Raw genomic sequence first — 20,160 nt, 5'->3', positions numbered from 1 at the left:
GTGTCGGCTAGCCGACGCCCTTGGCGAGGGACCCCAGCAGGTCGCGGTTGAGCTGGGAGATGGTGTCCAGCGGGATGCCCTTGGGGCAGACCGCCGCGCACTCACCGATGTTCGTGCAGCCGCCGAAGTCCTCTTCGTCGTGCTGGTTGATCATCTTGACCACGCGCGAGGCCCGCTCCGGCTGCCCCTGCGGGAGCATGCCGAGGTGGGTGACCTTCGCGGCGGTGAACAGCATGCCGGAGGCGTTCGGGCAGGCCGCCACGCACGCGCCGCAGCCGATGCAGGTCGCGGCGTCGAACGCGCGGTCCGCGTCGGCCTTGGGCACCGGGGTGGCGTGGGCGTCCGGGGCGGTACCCGTCGGGGCGCTGATGAAGCCGCCCGCCTGGATGATCCGGTCGAAGGCGCCGCGGTCCACGACCAGATCCTTCACGACCGGGAACGCCTTGGCGCGCCACGGCTCCACGGTGATGGTGTCGCCGTCCTTGAAGCTGCGCATGTGCAGCTGGCAGGTGGTGGTGACCTCGGGGCCGTGGGCCTCGCCGTCGATCACGACGCCACAGGCACCGCAGATGCCCTCCCGGCAGTCGTGGTCGAACGCGACCGGCTCCTCGTTCTCCAGGGTGAGCTTCTCGTTGAGGACGTCCAGCATCTCCAGGAAGGACATGTCCGGGGAGACGTCCGTGAGCTTGTAGGTGACCAACCGGCCCTGGTCGTCACGGCCCTTCTGGCGCCATACGCGCAGGGTGATGTTCACTTGTAGCTCCGCTGCTTCATCTCGACGTACTCGTACTCCAGGGCTTCCTTGTGGAGTACGGGCTTGCTGCCATCGCCACCGAACTCCCAGGCCGCGACGTAGGCGAACTGGTCGTCGTGGCGCAGGGCCTCGCCGTCCTCGGTCTGGCTCTCGGCGCGGAAGTGGCCGCCGCAGGACTCGCGGCGGTGCAGGGCGTCGATGCACATGAGCTCGCCCAGCTCCAGGAAGTCGGCGACGCGGCCGGCCTTCTCCAGGGCCTGGTTGAGCTCGTCGTTGGTGCCGAGCACCTTGACGTCGCGCCAGAACTCCTCGCGCAGGTTGCGGATGAGCTCGATGGCCTTGGTGAGGCCCTCCTCGTTGCGCTCCATGCCGCAGTACTCCCACATGATGTGGCCGAGCTCCTTGTGGAAGGAGTCGACCGTGCGGGAGCCCTGGAGGGACAGGAGCTTCTCGATCCGGGAGGTGACCTGCTCCTTGGCGGCGGCGGCCTCGGGGTGCGACTCGTCGATCTTCTCGAACGGCCCGCTCGCGAGGTAGTCGTTGATGGTGTTGGGCAGGACGAAGTAGCCGTCGGCCAGGCCCTGCATCAGCGCGCTCGCGCCCAGGCGGTTGGCGCCGTGGTCGGAGAAGTTGGCCTCACCGGTCACGAACAGGCCCGGGATGGTGCTCTGCAGGTCGTAGTCGACCCACAGCCCGCCCATGGTGTAGTGGACGGCCGGGTAGATGCGCATCGGAACCTCGTACGGGTTCTCGCCGGTGATGCGCTGGTACATGTCGAACAGGTTGCCGTACTTGGCCTCGACGGCCGCCCGTCCCATGCGCTGGATCGCGTCGGCGAAGTCCAGGTAGACGCCCAGGCCGCCGGGGCCGACGCCGCGGCCCTCGTCGCAGACGTTCTTGGCGGCGCGGGAGGCGATGTCACGCGGCACCAGGTTGCCGAAGGACGGGTAGATGCGCTCCAGGTAGTAGTCGCGCTCGTCCTCGGGGATCTGCCGCGGGTCGCGGTCGTCGCCGTGCTGCTTGGGCACCCAGATGCGGCCGTCGTTGCGCAGCGACTCGCTCATCAGGGTCAGCTTGGACTGGTAGTCGCCGCTGACCGGGATGCAGGTGGGGTGGATCTGCGTGTAGCAGGGGTTGGCGAAGAGCGCGCCCTTGCGGTGCGCGCGCCAGCTCGCGGTGACGTTGCAGCCCATCGCGTTCGTCGACAGGAAGAACACGTTGCCGTAGCCGCCGGTGGCCAGCACGACCGCGTCCGCGAAGTGGGTCTCGATCTCGCCGGTGACCATGTCGCGGGCGATGATGCCGCGGGCCTTGCCGTCCACCACGATCAGCTCGAGCATCTCGTGGCGGGTGTTCATCTGGACGGTGCCGGCCGCGATCTGCCGCTCCAGCGCCTGGTAGGCGCCGATCAGCAGCTGCTGCCCCGTCTGGCCGCGGGCGTAGAAGGTGCGGGAGACCTGCACGCCGCCGAAGGAGCGGTTGTCGAGCAGGCCGCCGTACTCGCGCGCGAAGGGGACGCCCTGGGCCACGCACTGGTCGATGATCTCGACGCTGGTCTGGGCCAGGCGGTACACGTTCGACTCGCGGGAGCGGAAGTCGCCGCCCTTGACGGTGTCGTAGAACAGCCGGTAGATGCTGTCGCCGTCGTTGCGGTAGTTCTTGGCCGCGTTGATGCCGCCCTGCGCCGCGATGGAGTGGGCGCGGCGCGGGCTGTCCTGGTAGCAGAACGAGGTAACGTTGTAGCCCGCCTCGCCCAGGGTCGCGGCCGCCGAGGCGCCGGCCAGGCCGGTGCCGACGATGATCACGGAGAGCTTGCGCCGGTTCGCGGGGTTGACCAGCTTGGCGGAGAAACGGCGCTTGTCCCAGCGCTCGTTGATCGGCCCCTCGGGGGCCTTCTCGTCCCGGATCGGGTCGCCGACGACGAAGTAGTCGGTGTCAGACATTACTTACTCACCAGTCCAAAGGTGACCGCCAGAGGCGGGAGCAGGAAGCCGATGGTCACGATCAGCGAGACGGCCACGGCCACCGCGTTGATCTTGCCCTGGCGGGACGCCTTGTTCGCGCCGAGCGTGGCCATGGCACTCCAGATGCCGTGCCGGAGGTGGAAGCCGACCGCGATGACGGCGGCGACGTAGAACAGGGTCACGTACCAGAACTCGGGCTGGAACCCGTTCACGAGCCGCTCGTAGGGGCTGTCGGACTTGCCGCCGGGCGCGATGGCGTTGACGGTCAGGTGCAGGATGTGGAAGACCACGAAGAGCGCGATGAGGACGCCGCCGTACCGCATGGTGTAGGAGGCGTAGGTGCGCTGGACGCGCTTCTTCACCTGGTAGCGGTTCTGCCGGGCGCGGCCGGCACGGCGCCACAGGATGACCACCGCGTAGATGTGGATGAGGACGCTCGCCAGCAGGACGACGCGCGCGATCCACAGGAAGCCGGACTCGGGCAGGAGCGGGTAGCCCAGCTCGCGCAGGCCGTGCGCGTAGCCGTCGAACGCCTCCTGGCCCGAGAAGACCTTCAGGTTGCCGTACATGTGCGCGATCAAATACAGCACGAGGATCGTCCCGGTGACAGCCATCGCTGACTTGAGTGCCACCGTGGACCCGTAGGCCGTAGACCGCTTCTTGGTCAAGGTACTGTTCGCCACAGCCTGCCACTTTAAATTCGAGTTAAGCCCGACGTCTAAGGCATCAGGACTCTGGTCTCCATAGCCGTAGGCTATGGATCATGCAGTTCCAACAGCTCGCCTACTTCGTCGCCGTCGCCCGTACACGCCATTTCACCCGCGCAGCAGAGCTTTCCCGCGTCGCCCAGCCGAGCTTGAGCAAACAGATCCGCAGCCTTGAGCGGGAGTTGGGCGCGCCGTTATTCAGTCGTGCCCGGGGGAATATCACACTCACTCCGGCGGGCGAGGCGCTGCTCCCGCTGGCCCAGCGCATCCTGACGGACCTGGAGACGGCCCGGCGCGAGGTGGCCGAGCTGGCCGGGGTGCGCAGGGGCCGGGTCCGCCTCGGGGCCACCCCCTCGCTGTGCGCGGGGCTGCTCGCGGACGTGCTCGCCGACTTCCACACACGCTATCCGGGGATCGAGCTGAACGTGGAGGAGAGCGGGTCCCGCGACCTCATCCGCGACCTGGGCCGGGGCGAGCTGGACCTGGCGCTGATCATCCTGCCCCTCCAGAGCAGCGACCCGGACCTGTCCACCGTCCCGATCCTGCGGGAGAACCTGGTGGTGGCCAGCCCGATGACGCGCCCCTCCCCCACCGGCCGGGCGTCGGTCCGGATCACGGAGCTGCGGGACCGGCCCCTGGTGATGTTCCGGCGGGGGTACGACGTGCGCGAGGCGACGCTGCGGGCGTGCCGGGCAGCGGGGTTCGAGCCGGAGCTGGCGGTGGAGGGCGGCGAGATGGACGCCGTGCTGCGCTTCGTGGAGGCGGGCCTGGGCCTGGCGGTGGTGCCGAGCATGGTGCTCAAGAACCGCCCGGGCCTGCGGGGGACGCCGCTGGCCCGGCCCCGGCTGCTGCGCACGGTGGCGCTGGCGCGGCGCAAGGACGTGGACCCCTCGCACTCGGCGGACGCGTTCCGCCGCCACCTCAACGAGTACCTGCTGGGGATGTCGGCGCAGGAGCTGGGCCCGGACCTGGAAGTGCTCATCACGGACCCGGAGGCGGGCGGCCGGGAAAGGAGCGGGGGTTGACCCCTATCACTTCCGCCACTTAATTATCAAAAGAACCGAACATCCCAAAAGCGCCTTCCCATTCCGTTTTTGTGACATAAGCACACAAAAAACAGAAAAAGAGTGACGCGTTTCACATCCTTTTCTCCGGGGTTTCGTGGAACCTGATATGTGACCGTCATCACAGCCGCCTAACGTGGCGTGACAGAGCGGTTCCCTTCCGGCCATCCCGGGCCGGCCGGCACTCGACGGAGGCGCGACGGCGGGGACGCGGCCACCCGCGGCCCTCCCCGACCGGGCCCTCCCACTGGAGGTGGAGACGACGGTGACCCCGCCCGACGGCGCGACCCCCGCACGCGCCCGGATACAGATCCCGCAGCGCACCCTGCGCACCGACCGATGGTGGCTCGGCCCCCTGCTCACCACACTGGGCCTGGCCACCTTCGTCGTCTACGCGACCCTGCGCGTCCTCCAACAGGACCACTACTGGGTCCAGGAGCACCACTACCTGACCCCGTTCTACTCGCCCTGCCTGGCCGCCCAGTGCGCGCCCGACGCCGCGCTGTTCGGGCGCCTGCCGGTGGAGTTCCCGCCGCTGATCCCCTACGCGCTGGTCAGCCTGCCGTTCCTGCTGCTGTTCCGGCTGACCTGCTACTACTACCGCAAGGCCTACTACCGCTCGATCTGGCAGGCGCCCACGGCCTGCGCCGTCCGGGAGCCGCACCGGTCCTACACCGGCGAGACCCGGCCGCTGATGCTCCCGCAGAACGCGCACCGGTACTTCTTCTACGTCGCCCTCGCCATCACCGTGATCAACACCTGGGACATGCTCGTCCCCTTCTTCCACGGCACGGACGGCGGCTTCGGCATCGGCCTGGGCAACGTGATCATGGTCGTCAACGTGCTGATGCTGTGGGGCTACACGCTCAGCTGCCACTCCTGCCGCCACATCATGGGCGGCCGCCTGCGCAGCTTCGGCCGCCACCCGGTCCGCTACCGGCTGTGGACGGGCGTCTCCCGGCTCAACGACCGGCACATGTACTTCGGCTGGGCGAGCATCGCCACCCTCATCGCCACCGACGCCTACGTCGCGCTCATGGCGAGCGGCGTCATCTCCGACCTGCGCTTCTTCAACTGAACCCTCTGGGCACGAGGCCGACCCGGAAAGGCACACGATGGCTCCTCCGAGAGCACCCGGCGTGACCCGCCACACCTACGACGTGGTCGTGATCGGCGCGGGCGGCGCGGGACTGCGCGCCGCCATCGCCGCCCGCGAACAGGGCATGCGCACCGCCGTCATCTCCAAGTCGCTGTTCGGCAAGGCGCACACGGTGATGGCCGAGGGCGGCGCCGCGGCCGCGCTGGGCAACGCCAACCCCGCCGACGAGTGGCGGATCCACTTCCGCGACACCATCCGCGGCGGCAAGTTCCTCAACGACCCCCGCATGGCCGAGCTGCACGCGCGCGAGGCCCCCGACCGCATCCTGGAGCTGGAGTACTGGGGCGCGCTGTTCGACCGGACCCCCGACGGCCGGATCAGCCAGCGCAACTTCGGCGGGCACGAGTACCCCCGCCTGGCGCACGTGGGCGACCGGACCGGCCTGGAGATGATCCGGACCCTCCAGCAGCGCGTCGTGGCGCTCCAGCAGGCCGACGCCGCCGAGCTGGGCGACCCCGACGCCATGCTGCGGGTCTTCCCCGAGACTGCGGTCACCGAGCTGCTGCTGCACGACGGGGCGATCGCCGGGGCGTTCGGCTACCGCCGCGAGGACGGCGGGTTCGTCGTGTTCGAGGCGCCGGCGGTGGTCCTGGCCACCGGCGGCATCGGCAAGATGTTCCGGACCACCTCCAACTCCTGGGAGTACACCGGCGACGGCCACGCGCTGGCGCTGCGGGCCGGGGCCTCGCTCATCAACATGGAGTTCGTCCAGTTCCACCCCACCGGCATGGTCTGGCCGCCGTCGGTGCGGGGCATCCTCGTCACCGAGTCCGTGCGCGGCGACGGCGGGGTCCTGCGCAACTCCGAGGGCCGCCGCTTCATGTTCGACTACGTCCCCGACGTGTTCCGCGCCCAGTACGCGGAGACCGAGGCGGAGGCCGACGGCTGGTACGACGACCCGGCGAACCACCGCAGGCCCCCGGAGCTGCTGCCGCGCGACGAGGTTGCGCGGGCGATCAACAGCGAGGTCAAGGCCGGCCGGGGGTCCCCGCACGGCGGGGTGTTCCTGGACGTGTCCACCCGGCTGCCCGCCGAGGAGATCCGCCGCCGGCTGCCGTCCATGCACCACCAGTTCAAGGAGCTGGCGGACGTGGACATCACCACCGAGCCGATGGAGGTGGGCCCCACCTGCCACTACGTGATGGGCGGGGTGCGGGTGGACGCGGAGACCGCCGCCTCCGACGTGCCCGGGCTGTTCGCGGCCGGCGAGGTGGCGGGCGGCATGCACGGCTCCAACCGGCTGGGCGGCAACTCGCTGTCGGACCTGCTGGTGTTCGGCCGCCGGGCCGGGCAGGGCGCGGCCGGGTACGTCGCCGGGCTCTCCGGGCGCGCGCCCTACGGGAGCGTGGCGGGCCGGGTGGCCGAGGCCGCCGAGCACGCGCTGGCGTTCCTCAAGCAGGGCACCGGGGAGAATCCGTACACGCTCCACTCCGACCTCCAGGACACCATGAACGACCTGGTCGGGATCATCCGGCGCGGTCCGGAGCTGGCGGAGGCCCTGGACCGGCTGGACGTCCTGCTGGAACGCTCCGCGGCGCTGAGCGCCCCCGGCGACCGGGTGTACAACCCGGGCTGGCACCTGGCGATGTCGCTGCCCAACATGCTCGTGGTGTCGCGGGCGATCGCGGCGTCGGCGCTGGAGCGGGAGGAGTCGCGCGGCGGCCACACCCGCGACGACTTCCCGGAGATGTCGTCCCAGTGGCGGCGGATCAACCTGGAGGTCCGCGTCGGCGGGGACGGCGCGGTGGCGGTCGGGCGCCGCCCGGTGCCCGACATCCCCGGGGAGCTGCTGTCGGTGTTCGACCCCGACGAGCTGGCCAAGTACCTGACCAAGGAGGAGCTGCCCGAGGCGGCCGGCGGCGTGGACGGAGAGGAGCGGGCATGAGCGAGAGGTTGTTCCGGGTCTGGCGCGGCGGGGCCGACGGGGGGCTGTCGGAGTACCGGGTGGAGGTGAACGAGGGAGAGGTGGTGCTGGACGCGCTGCACCGCCTCCAGGCCACCCAGGCCCCCGACCTGGCGGTGCGCTGGAACTGCAAGGCGGGCAAGTGCGGCTCGTGCTCGATGGAGATCAACGGGATGCCGCGGCTGTCGTGCATGACGCGGATGAGCGTGTTCGCCGAGGACGAGACGGTCACGGTGACGCCCCTGCGCACGTTCCCGGTGATCCGGGACCTGGTGTGCGACGTGTCGTTCAACTACGACAAGGCGCGGGAGATCCCGTCCTTCACCCCGGACCCGGCGACGGAGCCCGGGGACTTCCGGATGGCGCAGGTCGATGTGGAGCGCTCGCAGGAGTTCCGCAAGTGCATCGAGTGCTTCCTGTGCAACAGCGTGTGCCACGTGATCCGCGACCACGAGGAGAACCAGCCGCACTTCTCCGGCCCGCGGTACCTCATGCGGGTGGCCGAACTGGAGATGCACCCGGAGGACACCGCCGACCGGCGGGCGATCGCCCAGGACGAGTTCGGGCTCGGCTACTGCAACATCACCAAGTGCTGTACGGAGGTGTGCCCGGAGGGCATCCACATCACCGACAACGCGCTCATCCCCATGAAGGAGCGCGTCGCCGACCGCAGGTACGACCCGCTGGTGTGGCTGGGGTCCAAGATCGGGGTCCGCCCCAAGGACACCCCGATCGTGCCCAACATCCGCCGCCCGGCGGGCGACTGACCCGGCCCGGGGTGCGGGGCCGCCGGCCCCGCACCCCGGTCGCGGTGGCCTCCCGGCGGATGCCCGGGGCCGCGTTCCCCGTCGGGGACGTCCGCTGCCGGAAATGGGCGCCTATGAGCCGAGCGCGAGGAGAACGACCGATCATCCGCTTGATGGCGAATCTCGACTTTTCCCGTGCCGGGCGGCACACTGTGCCCCTCGGACAGGGCGGGGGCGGATGGCGGACGAGAGCGGTCTCAAACGGCACGTCGGCGGCGGGGCCGCGCGGGTGCTGGGCACGGCGATCCGGGAGCGGCTCCCCGGGTTCGACGTGGAGGGCTACGCCGCCGAGGTGGCGGCCCGGGTCGGCCCGCTGGAGCTCAAGGACCGGGTCATGGTGATGGCCGAGGGCCTGCGCGCCCGGCTGCCCGCCGCCTACCCCGAGGCCGTCGGGGTGCTCGTGGACTCCCTGGGCGAGGACCTGGTGGACGGGGCGGGGATGTACGCGCAGGGCTTCCACCTGATGGCGGTGGCCCGGTTCGTGGAGGAGTACGGGGTGGCCCACCCCGAGGTGTCGCTGCCTGCTCTGGTGGAGATCACCCGGCGGCACACCTCCGAGTTCGCGGTGCGCCCCTTCCTGGTCCACCACCGGGAGGCGGCCATGGAGCTGATGCGCGCCTGCGCCGCCGACCCCGACCCCAACGTGCGGCGGTTCGCCAGCGAGGGGCTGCGGCCCCGGCTGCCGTGGGCGCGGCGGCTGCCGGAGTTCGTCGCCGACCCCGGGCCGGTGCTGGAGGTCCTGGAGGCGCTGCGCAACGACCCGTCGGCGTACGTTCGCACCTCGGTCGCCAACAACCTCAACGACATCTCGCGCGACCACCCCGGACGGATCCTGGACCTGGCCGAGCGGTGGACCCGGGAGAGCCCGACCCCCGAGACCGCCTGGACCGTCCGGCACGCGCTGCGCACCCTGGTCAAGCGGGGCGACCCGCGGGCGCTGGCGCTGCTGGGAGCGACCGGGGGCGACCACGTGCTCGCCGAGGGGCTGGCCCTCTCCCCCACCGTCCTGGACCTGGGGGACACCCTGGAGGTGCGGGTGGAGCTGGCCAACACCGACGACCGCCCGCACACGGTCATCGTGGACTACCGGGTCCACTACGTGAAGGCCGACGGCACCCGCCGCCCCAAGGTGTTCAAGTGGACCACCGTGGAGCTGTGCGCGGGCGAGCGGCGCGCGCTGGTCAAGCGGCACCGGGTGAAGCCGGTCAGCACCCGCACCCACCACCCGGGCGAACACCTGGTGGAGGTGCAGGTCAACGGGGCGATCAAGGCGGCCGCCCCGTTCGGGCTGCGGGTCTGAGCCGCCCGGCCGGTCAGGCCCCGGCGGCGATGAGCGGGCGCATGTCCAGCCGGTGCACCCCGGCGGGCCCCTGCGGGTCCCAGCCGTCGGCGAGCGCGGCGCGGACCGCCTCGGCCACCCGGGCCGGGGTGATGGGCTCGGGCATGAACTCGTCGGGCGAGCAGTCCGGGCAGCAGTAGTGGGACAACGGAAGCCACTCGCCCAGGGTCACCGAGAGCAGGCGGCCGGGCGCGTCCTCGCGCTCCACGGCGAAGGTCAGCGGGCGGGAGCGGGCCCGGGCCTCGGTGACGCTGCGGCGGGAGCGGTGGCGCCAGCGGTAGGCGACGCCGTCGACGGTGATCCTGCGGGTGCCCTTCCTGGGCATGGTCATCGGTGGCCTCGTTCGGTAGGGGGCGGTGACGGGCACCACCGTAGGGACCGCGGGCCCCGCGGCGCCACGGGTTTTCCGCCCCGGCCCGGGCTCAGAAGCCGCGGGCCGCCCAGTCGTCCAGGTGCGCGGCCGCCTCGGCGACGGTGGTCGACTCCCCGTGCCCGGGGTGGACGACCGTCTCCCCCGGCAGCACCGCCAGGTGGTCGCGGATGGACGCGATGATGGTCGGGAAGTCCGACAGCGGCTGCCCGGTGGCCCCCGGCCCGTCCGGGAAGAGCGTGTCCCCGGTGAAGACCGCGCCGATGGCGGGCGCGTACAGGCTCACCCCGCCGGGCGTGTGCCCGGGGGTGTGCAGGATCCGCAGCTCGATCCCGCCGACCTGGAGGGCCTCGCCGTGCAGCAGCGGGGCGTCCGGCTCCTGGTCGGGGTGCACCAGGTGCCACAGGTCGGCGTCGTCGGGGTGCAGCAGGACCGGGGTGTCGGTGAGCTCGGCCAGCGCCGCCGCCGCGTTGATGTGGTCGGCGTGGCCGTGGGTGCACACGATCGCCATGAGCTCCCGGTCGCCCAGGCCGCGGGCGATGGCCCGGTGGTCGTGGGCGGCGTCGATGACGATCGCGCTCTCCTCGTCGCCCACGATCCACACGTTGTTCTCGATCGCGGACTCGGCGCCCTCAAGGCTGAGCACCCCTGAGGTGCGCAGCCGAACGACCGGGTACGGGTCGGTCATCGAAGCCTCCACCACCTTGTCCGCTGCTGGGTTCCGGCGCCTATGAGCCTATCCCGAGCGGCCCCCGCCCACACGCCTCCGGGGACCGGGTCCGCCGCCGGGCCGGGGCTCAGGCGGTGACGCCGGGCTCGAAGTTGCGGCGCAGGGCGTAGGGCTGGATGAGGCCCAGCCCGTGGGCGTGCCGCGCCCGCACCTTGACCACCTGGAGGCCCTCGGCCCCGTCCAGGCTGCGGGCCAGCTCCTCGTCGATGAGGACGGTGCCGGGCCGGGCGAAGGAGGTGAGGCGGCTGGACCGGTTGACGGTGGTGCCGAACACGTCGCCGTGCAGGGTGAGCACCGGGCCCGAGGACAGGCCCACCCGCACGTCGGGGACCTCGACGTGGGTCTTCACCCCCGAGGCGAGGCGCAGGGCGATGTCGGCGGCCTTGACGGGGTCGTCGGCCACGTAGAGCACCTCGTCGCCGAGGGTCTTGACCACCCGGCCGCCGCCGGAGGCGACGATGTCGGCGGCGGTGGCCTCGAAGCCCTCCACCACCTGGGCCAGCTCCACCTCGTCGAGCTCGCGGCTGAGGGTGGTGAAGGAGACCAGGTCGGCGAACCCGACGATGAGCGGGTAGTAGTTGGGCACGCCGTCGACGCCGTTGGACATCACGGCCAGGGTGCGGGCGGTGGAGGCGGCGAGCTGGCGGCGCCAGATGTGCAGCAGCAGCCGCTCCACGTCGGGCAGCAGCTCCTTGACCTGGTTCATCAGGGGCCCGGCGCCCCCGACGCCCTCCCCCTCGCGGAACAGCAGGGTGCTGAGGATGCTGGTCTGCCAGTCGGCCAGCCGGGCCATGGTCTGCCCCATGGCGCGGGCGAAGCGGACCACCGCCTCCTCGTCGAGGACGCCCTCGTCGAGCAGCCCGGTGGCCAGCCGCAGGGCCTCGACGTCGCTCTCGGTGAAGATGACGGTGTCGTCGCTCTGCGTGGGGAAGCCCAGGGCACGCCAGACCCGGCCGGCGAGCTCGGGGTCGGCCGCGGCCAGCTCGATCGCCTGCTCCCTGGTGTAGACCGCCTCACCGCCCAGGAGAGCGGTCTCGATCACTTTCGGGTCAGGACGCGACGACATACGTTCTCTTTCACGGAACCGTCCCCGCCCGTGCGGGGAGCGAGTACTGGGGGCCACCGCGTCGGCGCCGCGGGGTCCACCTCCAGCTTACGCCGGAGACCGCCGCCGCTCCGGGCGGCCGTCACCGGGGGGCGGCGGGGGACTCCGGACGGTGGGCGCCGTCGACCCGTCTGTAGATCTCCGACTGGAACCACTCCGGGCGCGGGACCTTTCTGAGGGTGATGGCCTCCTGCTCGGAGGCCGACTGCACCGTCAACGTCCCGTACCTCATGACGCGTTCCCACACCGACATGCTGAAGGCGACGTCGTTGACCCGGGTGAGCGGCATGTCCCGCCCCTTCCGGGAGATGAGGCCCTGACGCGTCATCAGGCGGCGGTCGGTGAGGATGTAGACGGTCGAGGACCAGCGCAGCAGGGGGACGAGCCAGAAGACCAGCGCGGCGACCAGGGCGAGGACCCCGACCACCCCGGCGGCGGCGGGCGCCCACTCCTCCTGCCAGGGCAGGAACCACAGCGCAGCGGCGGTGGCGGCGACGATGGCCGCCAGGGCCGTGAACTCCTCGACGAGCACGGTCCAGTGCTGACGGACGACGTGGACGAGCTCCTCGTCGTCGGAGAGGTGACGGTCCGCGATAGCCATGCCTGGATCATGGCACAGGCCGGTACCGCCCAGAAAGGCGGTGTCCGCGGCCTGTGGACGGCGTTGCGCGGAAGTTCCCCGGAACGTTCCCCACGGGCCCCGCCCCGGCCGGCCTCAGCCCGCGGGGCGCACGTGCACGACGTCGCCCACGCTCAGGGCCCGCTCCCCCTCGGGTCCGTCGACCACCAGCCGCCCCTCGGCGTCGATCGCGGTCACGACGCCCTCCAGGATCCGGTCGCCGGGCAGGTGCACCCGGACCCGCCGGCCCAGGGTGGTGCAGACGTCGCGGTAGACGGCGGCCAGGCCGCTGCGCTCGGCGTCGCCGCCGGCCGCCGCCCACATCGTGTACAGCTCCTCGAACCCGCCGAGCAGGGACGCCAGCAGCACGCCCCGGTCGAGGTCGGCGGCGCCCTCCCCGCGCAGGGAGACCGCGGTGTCCACGGGCAGCTCGTCGGGGGCCTGGGAGACGTTGAGCCCGATGCCGACGACCACGGCCGGGTCGCCGGAGGAGAAGTCGACCTCGGCGAGGATCCCGGCGAGCTTGCCGTCGCCGCCACCCGGCCGGGCGCGGAACGCCTCGGGGACCAGCAGGTCGTTGGGCCACTTGAGGGCGGCCCGGACCCCGGTGGTGCTGCGCACGGCGCCGACCGCGGCCACGCCCATCAGCGCCGACAGCCAGCCCAGCCGGGCGGGCGGCACGTCGGGGCGCAGCAGCAGGGAGACGGTGAGGGCGGCGCGCGGCGGGGTGCTGAAGCCGCGCCCCATCCGGCCGCGGCCCGCGCTCTGGTGCTCGGCCACCAGCACGCTGCCGTGCGGTGCCCCGGCGCGGCCGCGGGCGGCCAGCTCGGTGTTGGTGGACCCGGCCTCGGGCACCACCTCGATCCGCTCCCACATGCCGCCGGGGCGGACGAGTCCGGCGTTGAGCGCCGCCGGGTCGAGCGGCGGGCGCGGGAAGGGGTCCTCGGTTGCGGCCATACCCCCATTACAGCAGCGCCGGAACCCCGCCGGGACACCGTGCCCGGCCGGCCCGCCCCGGCCCCCGAGGGGGCCGGGGCGGGCCTCGCGCGGGAGCGGGCGGTCAGCCGGTGTTCTGGAGCCCGGCGGCGACGCCGTTGACCGACAGCAGCAGGAGCCGCTCCAGGTGCTGCTGGTCCTCGGGCGACAGGGTCGCGGCGTCCTCCGAGCGCAGCGCCTCCAGGGCCCGCAGCTGGAGGTGGGACAGCGCGTCCACGTACGGGTTGCGCAGGTCCACCGCGCGCGAGAGCACGCGGCGGGTCTCCAGCAGCCGGGAGTGCCCGGTCACCCGCAGCACCAGGTCGCGGGTGAGGTCGTACTCGGCCAGGACCCGCTCGCTCATCTCGGGCCGGCCGCCCAGGGCGAGGTAGCGCTCGGCGATGGTGCGGTCGGTCTTGGCCAGGCTCATCTCCGCGTTGTCCAGCAGCGACGAGAACATGGGCCACTCGCGGTAGGCGTCCTGGAGCAGCGACAGGTCGGACACGGCCGCCAGGCCGGTGCCCAGCCCGTACCAGCCGGGCAGGTTGACCCGGGTCTGGGTCCAGGCGAACACCCACGGGATGGCGCGCAGGTCGCCCAGCCCCCGGGCGGCGCCGCGGCGGGCCGGGCGCGAGCCCAGCCGCAGCTCGCCCAGCTCCTCCAGCGGGCTGACCCGGGAGAACCAGGCGGCGAACCCGTCGGCGTTGATGAGGTCGAGGTAGGCCCGCTGGGCGGCGGCCCCGATGGCGTCGGCGTGCGGCCGGTACTTCAGGGCGGCGGAGCGCTCGCGCTCCTGCACCTCGTCGGTGGAGGCCATCAGGACGGCGTGGCCGACCTGCTCGATGTGCCGCCGGGCCAGGTCGGCCTGGCCGTAGCGGGCGAAGATGACCTCGCCCTGCTCGGTGACCTTGAACCGGCCGTCGACCGAGCCGGGCGCCTGCGCGAGCAGGGCGCGGCTGGCGGGGCCGCCGCCGCGGCCCAGGGAGCCGCCGCGGCCGTGGAACAGCGTGAGGCGCACGTCGTGGCGGCGGGCCCAGTCGGCCAGCCGGGCCTGGGCGTCGTACAGCCGCAGGGTGGCGCTGACCGGGCCGACGTCCTTGGCGGAGTCGCTGTAGCCGAGCATCACCTCGACGCGGCGGCCGCTCTGCTCCAGGCGCTCCCGCACCTGGCGGAGTCCGAGCATGCCGTCCAGGACGCCGGGGGAGGCGTCCAGGTCGGCGCCGGTCTCGAAGAGCGGGATGACGTCGAGGACGGGGCGGCGGTCGGCCGGCAGCGCGTACTCCGCCAGCTCGTACACGGCGGCGATGTCGTCGGCGGAGCGGGTGAAGCTGACGATGTAGCGGCGGCAGGCCTCCACTCCGAAGCGCTCCTGGATCCAGGAGACGACCCGGATGGTGTCCAGGACCTCGCGGGTGCGCTCGGTCAGCTCCCCGTCGGGGCCGTGCTCGCGCAGTTCGGCCAGGGCCGCGGCGTGCACCTCGCTGTGCTGGCGGATCTCCAGCTCGGCGAGGTGGAACCCGAAGGTCTCGGCCTGCCAGACGAGGTGCTGGAGCTCGCCGTAGGCCTGCCGGTTCGCCCCGGCGGCGGCCAGGGACTCCTGGACGGTGCGCAGGTCGGCGAGGAACGCCTCGGCGTTCGGGTAGGCCAGGTCGGCGTCGCGCTCGCGGGTGGCGCGCAGCCGGGCGGCGGCGTACAGCAGGAACCGGCGGTGCGGCTCGTTGGGCGAGCGGTCGGAGATCTCCGCCAGCAGCGACGGCTGTCCGGCGCGGGCCGAGGAGAGCGCGTCGAGCAGGGCCTGCGAGGCGGGGGTGAGGTTGCCGTAGGCGGTGAGGGTGCGGGCGATCCGGTCGCAGGCGGACTCCAGGCCGCGCAGCACGTGCTCGGACTGGATGCGCACCGCCTCGCGGGTCACCTCGTGGGTGACGTAGGGGTTGCCGTCGCGGTCGCCGCCGATCCAGGTCCCGTAGCGGACGAACGGCACGGCCCGGGGCGGGCGGACACCGGTGCCCTCGGGGTCCAGGGCCCGGTCCAGGGAGCGGTAGACGTGCGGGATGACGGAGAAGATGGTCTCGTCGAAGGCCGCCAGGGCGGTGCGCACCTCGTCGAGCGGGTCGAGCCGGGTGTAGCGCAGCTGGGAGGTGCGCCAGAGCAGGTCGATCTCCTCCAGCAGGCGGCGGTGCGCCTCGGCGGCCTCGGTGCTGCCCTCGTGGGCGCCGTGCCAGGCGTCGAGCTGGGCGCTGATCCGCAGGATGGAGGTGGAGACGGCGCGGCGGCGGGCCTCGGTGGGGTGGGCGGTGAGCACAGGGTGGAACTCCATGCCCGCGACCAGCGCGTCGAGGTGCTCCTCTCCCCCGGCGCCCTCGCGGACGGCGCGGACGGCCGCGGCCAGGGACTCGCGGGGCGGGTTGGCTGCGTCGTCGCGCTCGCGCAGCGTGCGCATGCGCTGGTGCTCCTCGGCCAGGTTGGCGAGGTGGAAGTAGACGGTGAAGGCGCGCGCGACCTGCTTTGCGCGTTCCAGGGGCCAGGCGGCCACCAATGCGGTGATCTCCTCGCCGGTGACGGAACCGTCGCGGGCGCCGATGACCGCATGACGGAGTTTTTCGACATCGGCGAGCAGATCCTCGCCGCCGCTCTCCCTGAGCACGGTTCCGAGCATCTCACCGAGCAGCTTGACGTCATTCCTGAGCTGTTCGGGCACTTCCTGGCGCGCACTGTCGCGCTCTGCGCTTACCGCTGTCATAGGGCCGACACTACAGAGAACGGTTCTTCCGGAGCGTTCCCGGGGGCGCATTTCCGAGCCTTTGCCTTGGCGTTAACAATTGTTCCAGAAGTGCGCGGAATTCACAGCCGATCACGTTCCCGACCCCGGCCCGGCCCGCCGCGGCCGCCCCCGGGAGCCGGATGTTACTGACCAGTAACCACAGGGCGCGTCCGCGCCGACCCGCCCCGCGGAGTTAACCTGCGTAGTTATGGCCACCGAAGCCCCTGAACCACTGCCCGCGGACGAGATCGACATCCACACCACCGCGGGCAAGCTCGCCGACCTGCAGCGGCGACGCTACGAGGCGGTCCACGCGGGATCCGCGCGCGCCGTCGAGAAACAGCACGCCAAGGGCAAGATGACCGCCCGCGAACGCATCGACGCCCTGCTCGACCCGGGGTCGTTCGTCGAGCTGGACGCCCTGGCCCGCCACCGGTCCACCAACTTCGGACTGGACGCCAACCGCCCCTACGGGGACGGGGTCGTCACCGGCTACGGAACCGTCGACGGCCGCCCCGTCGCCGTGTTCAGCCAGGACGTCACCGTCTTCGGCGGATCGCTCGGCGAGGTCTACGGTGAGAAGATCTGCAAGGTCCTCGACCACGCCCTCACCAACGGGTGCCCCGTCATCGGCATCAACGAGGGCGGCGGGGCGCGCATCCAGGAGGGCGTCGTCTCCCTGGGCCTGTACGCCGAGATCTTCAAGCGCAACACCCACGCCTCCGGCGTCATCCCGCAGATCTCCGTGATCATGGGCGCCGCCGCCGGCGGCCACGTCTACTCCCCCGCCCTCACCGACTTCATCGTGATGGTCGACGAGACCTCGCAGATGTTCATCACCGGCCCCGACGTCATCAAGACCGTCACCGGCGAGGACGTCTCCATGGAGGAGCTGGGCGGGGCGCGCACCCACAACACCCGGTCCGGCGTCGCCCACTACATGGGCGCCGACGAGCAGGACGCCCTCGACTACGTCAAGGCCCTGCTGGCGCACCTGCCCGGCAACAACCTGGAGGACGCCCCCGTCCTGCCCCCCGAGGAGGACCCCGGCGAGGAGGTCAACGACGCCGACCTGGCTCTGGACGCCTTCGTCCCCGACTCGGCCAACCAGCCCTACGACATCCGGACCGTCATCGGAACGGTCCTGGACGACGGGGACTTCCTGGAGGTCCACGCCATGTTCGCCACCAACATGGTGGTGGGCTTCGGCCGCGTGGACGGGCGCTCCGTCGGCATCATCGCGAACCAGCCCATGAGCCTGGCCGGGTGCCTCGACATCGACGCCTCCGTCAAGGCCGCCCGGTTCGTGCGCACCTGCGACGCGTTCAACATCCCGGTGCTGACCTTCGTGGACGTGCCCGGCTTCCTGCCCGGCACCGACCAGGAGTGGGACGGCATCATCCGCCACGGCGCCAAGCTGCTCTACGCCTACGCCGAGGCCACCGTCCCGCTGATCACCGTGATCACCCGCAAGGCGTTCGGCGGCGCCTACGACGTCATGGGCTCCAAGCACCTGGGCGCCGACATCAACCTCGCCTGGCCCACCGCGCAGATCGCCGTCATGGGCGCCCAGGGCGCGGTGAACATCCTGCACCGGCGCACCCTCGCGGCCGCCGACGACGTGGAGGCCGAGCGGACCCGCCTCATCGGGGAGTACGAGGACACCCTCCTCAACCCCTACTCGGCGGCCGAGCGCGGCTACGTCGACGGGGTCATCCTGCCGTCGGAGACCCGGGTCCAGATCACCAAGGCGCTGCGTGCGCTGGCGAACAAGCGCGCGCAGCTGCCGCCCAAGAAGCACGGGAACATCCCGCTGTGAGCGCGCAGCACACACCGCCGCACCTGGTCGTCGTCCGCGGTGAGCCCACCGCGGAGGAGATCGCCGCCCTCACCGCGGTGCTCGCCGCACGCGCCGCGGCCGCCCGCGCGGCGGCCCGGGCCCCGGACCGGCAGGAGCGCACCTCCGCCTGGCGCGAACGCGCCCGGGGACTGCGCACCCCGCTGCGCCCCGGCCCCGGCGCCTGGCGCACGAGCCTGCGGTGACACCGCCACTACCCGGACTCCCAGGGTGGCGGCCGGCGCATCCGCCCCACCCACAGCAGAAGGATCTCCACCGTGCGTAAAGTTCTGATCGCCAACCGCGGCGAGATCGCCGTGCGCATCGCCCGCGCCTGCCGCGACGCCGGGCTGGACAGCGTCGCCGTCTACGCCGAACCCGACCTGGACGCCCTGCACGTCAAGGTCGCCGACCAGGCCTACTCCCTGGGCGGCTCCACCCCCGCCGACTCCTACCTGGACATCGGCAGGCTGCTGGCCGTCGCCGCCGAGTCGGGGGCCGACGCCGTGCACCCCGGCTACGGGTTCCTGGCCGAGAACGCCGACTTCGCCCAGGCCGTCATCGACGCCGGGCTCACCTGGATCGGGCCGCCCCCCTCCGCGATCACCGCCCTGGGCGACAAGGTCCAGGCCCGCCACATCGCCCAGAAGGTCGGCGCCCCCCTGGTCGCGGGCACCCCCGACCCCGTCGCCTCCGCCGACGAGGTCGTGGAGTTCGCGCGCGAGCACGGGCTGCCCATCGCGATCAAGGCCGCGTTCGGCGGCGGCGGGCGCGGGCTCAAGGTCGCCCACACCCTGGACGAGGTCCCCGACGCCTACGAGTCCGCGGTGCGCGAGGCCGTCACCGCGTTCGGGCGCGGCGAGTGCTTCGTGGAGCGCTACCTCGACAAGCCCCGGCACGTGGAGACCCAGTGCCTGGCCGACTCCCACGGCAACGTCGTCGTGGTGTCCACCCGCGACTGCTCGCTGCAGCGCCGCCACCAGAAGCTGGTGGAGGAGGCCCCGGCGCCGTTCCTGACCCCCGACCAGATGGACCGGCTGTACTCGGCGTCCAAGGCCATCCTCAAGGAGGCCGGCTACGTGGGCGCGGGGACCTGCGAGTTCCTCGTCGGGGTGGACGGCACCATCTCGTTCCTGGAGGTCAACACCCGCCTCCAGGTCGAGCACCCGGTGACCGAGGAGGTCACCGGGATCGACCTGGTGCGGGAGATGTTCCGCGTCGCCGACGGCGAGGAGCTCGGCTACGGGGACCCCGAGGTCCGCGGGCACTCCTTCGAGTTCCGGATCAACGCCGAGGACCCGGGGCGGAACTTCATGCCCGCGCCGGGCACCATCACCGAGTTCGCCCTGCCGGGCGGGCCGGGCGTGCGCGTGGACACCGGCTGCGAGGCGGGGTTCACGGTGCCGCAGGCGTTCGACTCCATGGTCGCCAAGCTGATCGTCACCGGGCGCACCCGCACCCAGGCGCTGGAGCGGGCGCGCCGGGCGCTGGCGGAGTTCACGGTGGGCGGCATGCCCACGGTGATCCCGTTCCACCAGGCCGTGGTGGCCGACCCGGCGTTCGCCCCGGCCGACCCGGACGAGCCGTTCGGGGTGTACACCCGGTGGATCGAGACCGAGTTCGACAACCGGATCGAGCCCTGGGCGGGCACCCCGGGCGAGGCCGCCCCGGCCGCTCGCGAGACCGTGACCGTCGAGGTCGGCGGCAAGCGCATCGACGTGGTGCTGCCCGCCTCCCTCAACGTGGGCGCGGCCCCCGCCCCGGCGGGCGGCCGCAAAAAGCGCGCCTCCCGCTCCGGCGGCGGCACGGCCGCCGCGGCGAGCGGCGACGCGCTGGTGTCGCCCATGCAGGGCACCGTGGTCAAGGTCGTCGCGGCCGAGGGCCAGGAGGTGTCCGAGGGCGACACGGTCGTGGTCATCGAGGCCATGAAGATGGAGCAGCCGCTGACCGCGCACAGGGCCGGAACCGTGACCGGCCTGAAGGTGGGCCCGGGCGAGGCCGTCGGCAACGGCGCCGTCATCTGCGAGATCAAGGACGCCTAGGGCCCTGAACGCGAGCGGGGAGGCA

The 20,160-nt window shown here is 72.1% G+C and carries 17 protein-coding genes; 8 read left to right on the top strand and 9 right to left on the bottom strand.

Annotated elements, in window-relative coordinates:
- Positions 1-7 precede the first annotated feature (7 nt).
- The 3 genes from KGD84_RS04920 to KGD84_RS04910 are packed head-to-tail and all read right to left on the bottom strand — an operon-like array spanning position 8 to position 3,350.
- On the bottom strand, positions 8-754 hold the full coding sequence (locus KGD84_RS04920; protein ID WP_220564914.1) for a succinate dehydrogenase/fumarate reductase iron-sulfur subunit: 747 nt from the start codon (positions 752-754) through the stop codon (positions 8-10).
- Positions 751-2,697 carry a fumarate reductase/succinate dehydrogenase flavoprotein subunit gene (locus KGD84_RS04915; RefSeq protein ID WP_220564913.1) on the bottom strand — a complete coding sequence of 649 codons (1,947 nt, stop codon included), beginning with the start codon at positions 2,695-2,697 and terminating at the stop codon, positions 751-753. Before KGD84_RS04915 ends, KGD84_RS04920 begins: the two co-directional genes overlap by 4 nt.
- On the bottom strand, positions 2,697-3,350 hold the full coding sequence (locus tag KGD84_RS04910) for a succinate dehydrogenase cytochrome b subunit (protein WP_260697187.1): 654 nt from the start codon (positions 3,348-3,350) through the stop codon (positions 2,697-2,699). Before KGD84_RS04910 ends, KGD84_RS04915 begins: the two co-directional genes overlap by 1 nt.
- Before the next feature lie 131 nt (positions 3,351-3,481).
- On the opposite strand from KGD84_RS04910, the gene KGD84_RS04905 reads away from it, so the two are divergent.
- The 5 genes from KGD84_RS04905 to KGD84_RS04885 all read left to right on the top strand — a co-directional run bounded on the left by KGD84_RS04905 (position 3,482) and on the right by KGD84_RS04885 (position 9,657).
- On the top strand, positions 3,482-4,450 hold the full coding sequence (locus KGD84_RS04905) for a LysR family transcriptional regulator (protein ID WP_220564911.1): 969 nt from the start codon (positions 3,482-3,484) through the stop codon (positions 4,448-4,450).
- Between the two features lie 292 nt (positions 4,451-4,742).
- The gene (locus tag KGD84_RS04900) at positions 4,743-5,567 is read left to right on the top strand and encodes a hypothetical protein (RefSeq protein ID WP_220564910.1); all 825 of its coding nucleotides are present in this window, start codon (positions 4,743-4,745) and stop codon (positions 5,565-5,567) included.
- Between the two features lie 37 nt (positions 5,568-5,604).
- Positions 5,605-7,533, top strand: coding sequence for a fumarate reductase/succinate dehydrogenase flavoprotein subunit (locus KGD84_RS04895; RefSeq protein WP_220564909.1), 1,929 nt, complete (start codon positions 5,605-5,607; stop codon positions 7,531-7,533).
- Entirely contained in the window at positions 7,530-8,318 is a 789-nt protein-coding gene (locus KGD84_RS04890; protein ID WP_220564908.1) for a succinate dehydrogenase/fumarate reductase iron-sulfur subunit, read from the top strand. Before KGD84_RS04895 ends, KGD84_RS04890 begins: the two co-directional genes overlap by 4 nt.
- 217 nt (positions 8,319-8,535) lie before the next feature.
- A complete protein-coding gene (locus KGD84_RS04885) occupies positions 8,536-9,657 on the top strand; it encodes a DNA alkylation repair protein (protein ID WP_220564907.1) in 1,122 nt (373 codons plus the stop codon).
- 13 nt (positions 9,658-9,670) lie between these two features.
- On the opposite strand, the gene KGD84_RS04880 is transcribed toward KGD84_RS04885, so the two are convergent.
- The 6 genes from KGD84_RS04880 to KGD84_RS04855 form a co-directional block, all read right to left on the bottom strand.
- A complete protein-coding gene (locus tag KGD84_RS04880) occupies positions 9,671-10,027 on the bottom strand; it encodes a hypothetical protein (protein WP_220564906.1) in 357 nt (118 codons plus the stop codon).
- Positions 10,028-10,118: 91 nt separating this feature from the next.
- Positions 10,119-10,754, bottom strand: coding sequence for an MBL fold metallo-hydrolase (locus tag KGD84_RS04875; protein ID WP_220564905.1), 636 nt, complete (start codon positions 10,752-10,754; stop codon positions 10,119-10,121).
- A gap of 109 nt (positions 10,755-10,863) precedes the next feature.
- The gene (locus KGD84_RS04870; protein WP_220564904.1) at positions 10,864-11,862 is read right to left on the bottom strand and encodes an adenylate/guanylate cyclase domain-containing protein; all 999 of its coding nucleotides are present in this window, start codon (positions 11,860-11,862) and stop codon (positions 10,864-10,866) included.
- A 121-nt stretch (positions 11,863-11,983) separates the two neighbouring features.
- Entirely contained in the window at positions 11,984-12,502 is a 519-nt protein-coding gene (locus KGD84_RS04865) for a PH domain-containing protein (protein WP_220564903.1), read from the bottom strand.
- A gap of 114 nt (positions 12,503-12,616) precedes the next feature.
- Positions 12,617-13,477 (bottom strand): biotin--[acetyl-CoA-carboxylase] ligase, encoded by an 861-nt coding sequence (locus tag KGD84_RS04860; protein ID WP_220564902.1) that lies wholly within the window; start codon positions 13,475-13,477, stop codon positions 12,617-12,619.
- A 103-nt stretch (positions 13,478-13,580) separates the two neighbouring features.
- Complete coding sequence (locus tag KGD84_RS04855; protein ID WP_255647176.1) at positions 13,581-16,151, bottom strand: phosphoenolpyruvate carboxylase; 2,571 nt, start codon at positions 16,149-16,151, stop codon at positions 13,581-13,583.
- Between the two features lie 313 nt (positions 16,152-16,464).
- Here KGD84_RS04855 and KGD84_RS04850 point away from each other — a divergent pair, with 313 nt between their 5' ends.
- From KGD84_RS04850 to KGD84_RS04840, 3 genes are all read left to right on the top strand, one after another.
- Entirely contained in the window at positions 16,465-18,075 is a 1,611-nt protein-coding gene (locus KGD84_RS04850; RefSeq protein WP_220564900.1) for an acyl-CoA carboxylase subunit beta, read from the top strand.
- Positions 18,072-18,299, top strand: coding sequence for an acyl-CoA carboxylase subunit epsilon (locus KGD84_RS04845; protein WP_220564899.1), 228 nt, complete (start codon positions 18,072-18,074; stop codon positions 18,297-18,299). Before KGD84_RS04850 ends, KGD84_RS04845 begins: the two co-directional genes overlap by 4 nt.
- A gap of 72 nt (positions 18,300-18,371) precedes the next feature.
- The gene (locus KGD84_RS04840; protein WP_220564898.1) at positions 18,372-20,135 is read left to right on the top strand and encodes an acetyl/propionyl/methylcrotonyl-CoA carboxylase subunit alpha; all 1,764 of its coding nucleotides are present in this window, start codon (positions 18,372-18,374) and stop codon (positions 20,133-20,135) included.
- The last annotated feature ends 25 nt before the right edge of the window (positions 20,136-20,160 follow it).

Source organism: Nocardiopsis changdeensis, from assembly GCF_018316655.1.
Classification (GTDB): Bacteria; Actinomycetota; Actinomycetes; order Streptosporangiales; family Streptosporangiaceae; genus Nocardiopsis; species Nocardiopsis changdeensis.
This window is presented reverse-complemented; position numbering and strand designations above follow the sequence as displayed.

Excerpts from the sequence above, each read along its gene's own strand:
- KGD84_RS04905 (WP_220564911.1), top strand. The coding sequence starts at position 3,482 with ATGCAGTTCCAACAGCTCGCCTACTTCGTCGCCGTCGCCCGTACACGC.
- KGD84_RS04855 (WP_255647176.1), bottom strand. The coding sequence starts at position 16,151 with ATGCTCGGAACCGTGCTCAGGGAGAGCGGCGGCGAGGATCTGCTCGCC.
- KGD84_RS04880 (WP_220564906.1), bottom strand. The coding sequence starts at position 10,027 with ATGACCATGCCCAGGAAGGGCACCCGCAGGATCACCGTCGACGGCGTC.
- KGD84_RS04890 (WP_220564908.1), top strand. The coding sequence starts at position 7,530 with ATGAGCGAGAGGTTGTTCCGGGTCTGGCGCGGCGGGGCCGACGGGGGG.
- KGD84_RS04870 (WP_220564904.1), bottom strand. The coding sequence starts at position 11,862 with ATGTCGTCGCGTCCTGACCCGAAAGTGATCGAGACCGCTCTCCTGGGC.
- KGD84_RS04895 (WP_220564909.1), top strand. The coding sequence starts at position 5,605 with ATGGCTCCTCCGAGAGCACCCGGCGTGACCCGCCACACCTACGACGTG.
- KGD84_RS04875 (WP_220564905.1), bottom strand. The coding sequence starts at position 10,754 with ATGACCGACCCGTACCCGGTCGTTCGGCTGCGCACCTCAGGGGTGCTC.
- KGD84_RS04865 (WP_220564903.1), bottom strand. The coding sequence starts at position 12,502 with ATGGCTATCGCGGACCGTCACCTCTCCGACGACGAGGAGCTCGTCCAC.
- KGD84_RS04850 (WP_220564900.1), top strand. The coding sequence starts at position 16,465 with ATGGCCACCGAAGCCCCTGAACCACTGCCCGCGGACGAGATCGACATC.
- KGD84_RS04885 (WP_220564907.1), top strand. The coding sequence starts at position 8,536 with ATGGCGGACGAGAGCGGTCTCAAACGGCACGTCGGCGGCGGGGCCGCG.
- KGD84_RS04860 (WP_220564902.1), bottom strand. The coding sequence starts at position 13,477 with ATGGCCGCAACCGAGGACCCCTTCCCGCGCCCGCCGCTCGACCCGGCG.
- KGD84_RS04915 (WP_220564913.1), bottom strand. The coding sequence starts at position 2,697 with ATGTCTGACACCGACTACTTCGTCGTCGGCGACCCGATCCGGGACGAG.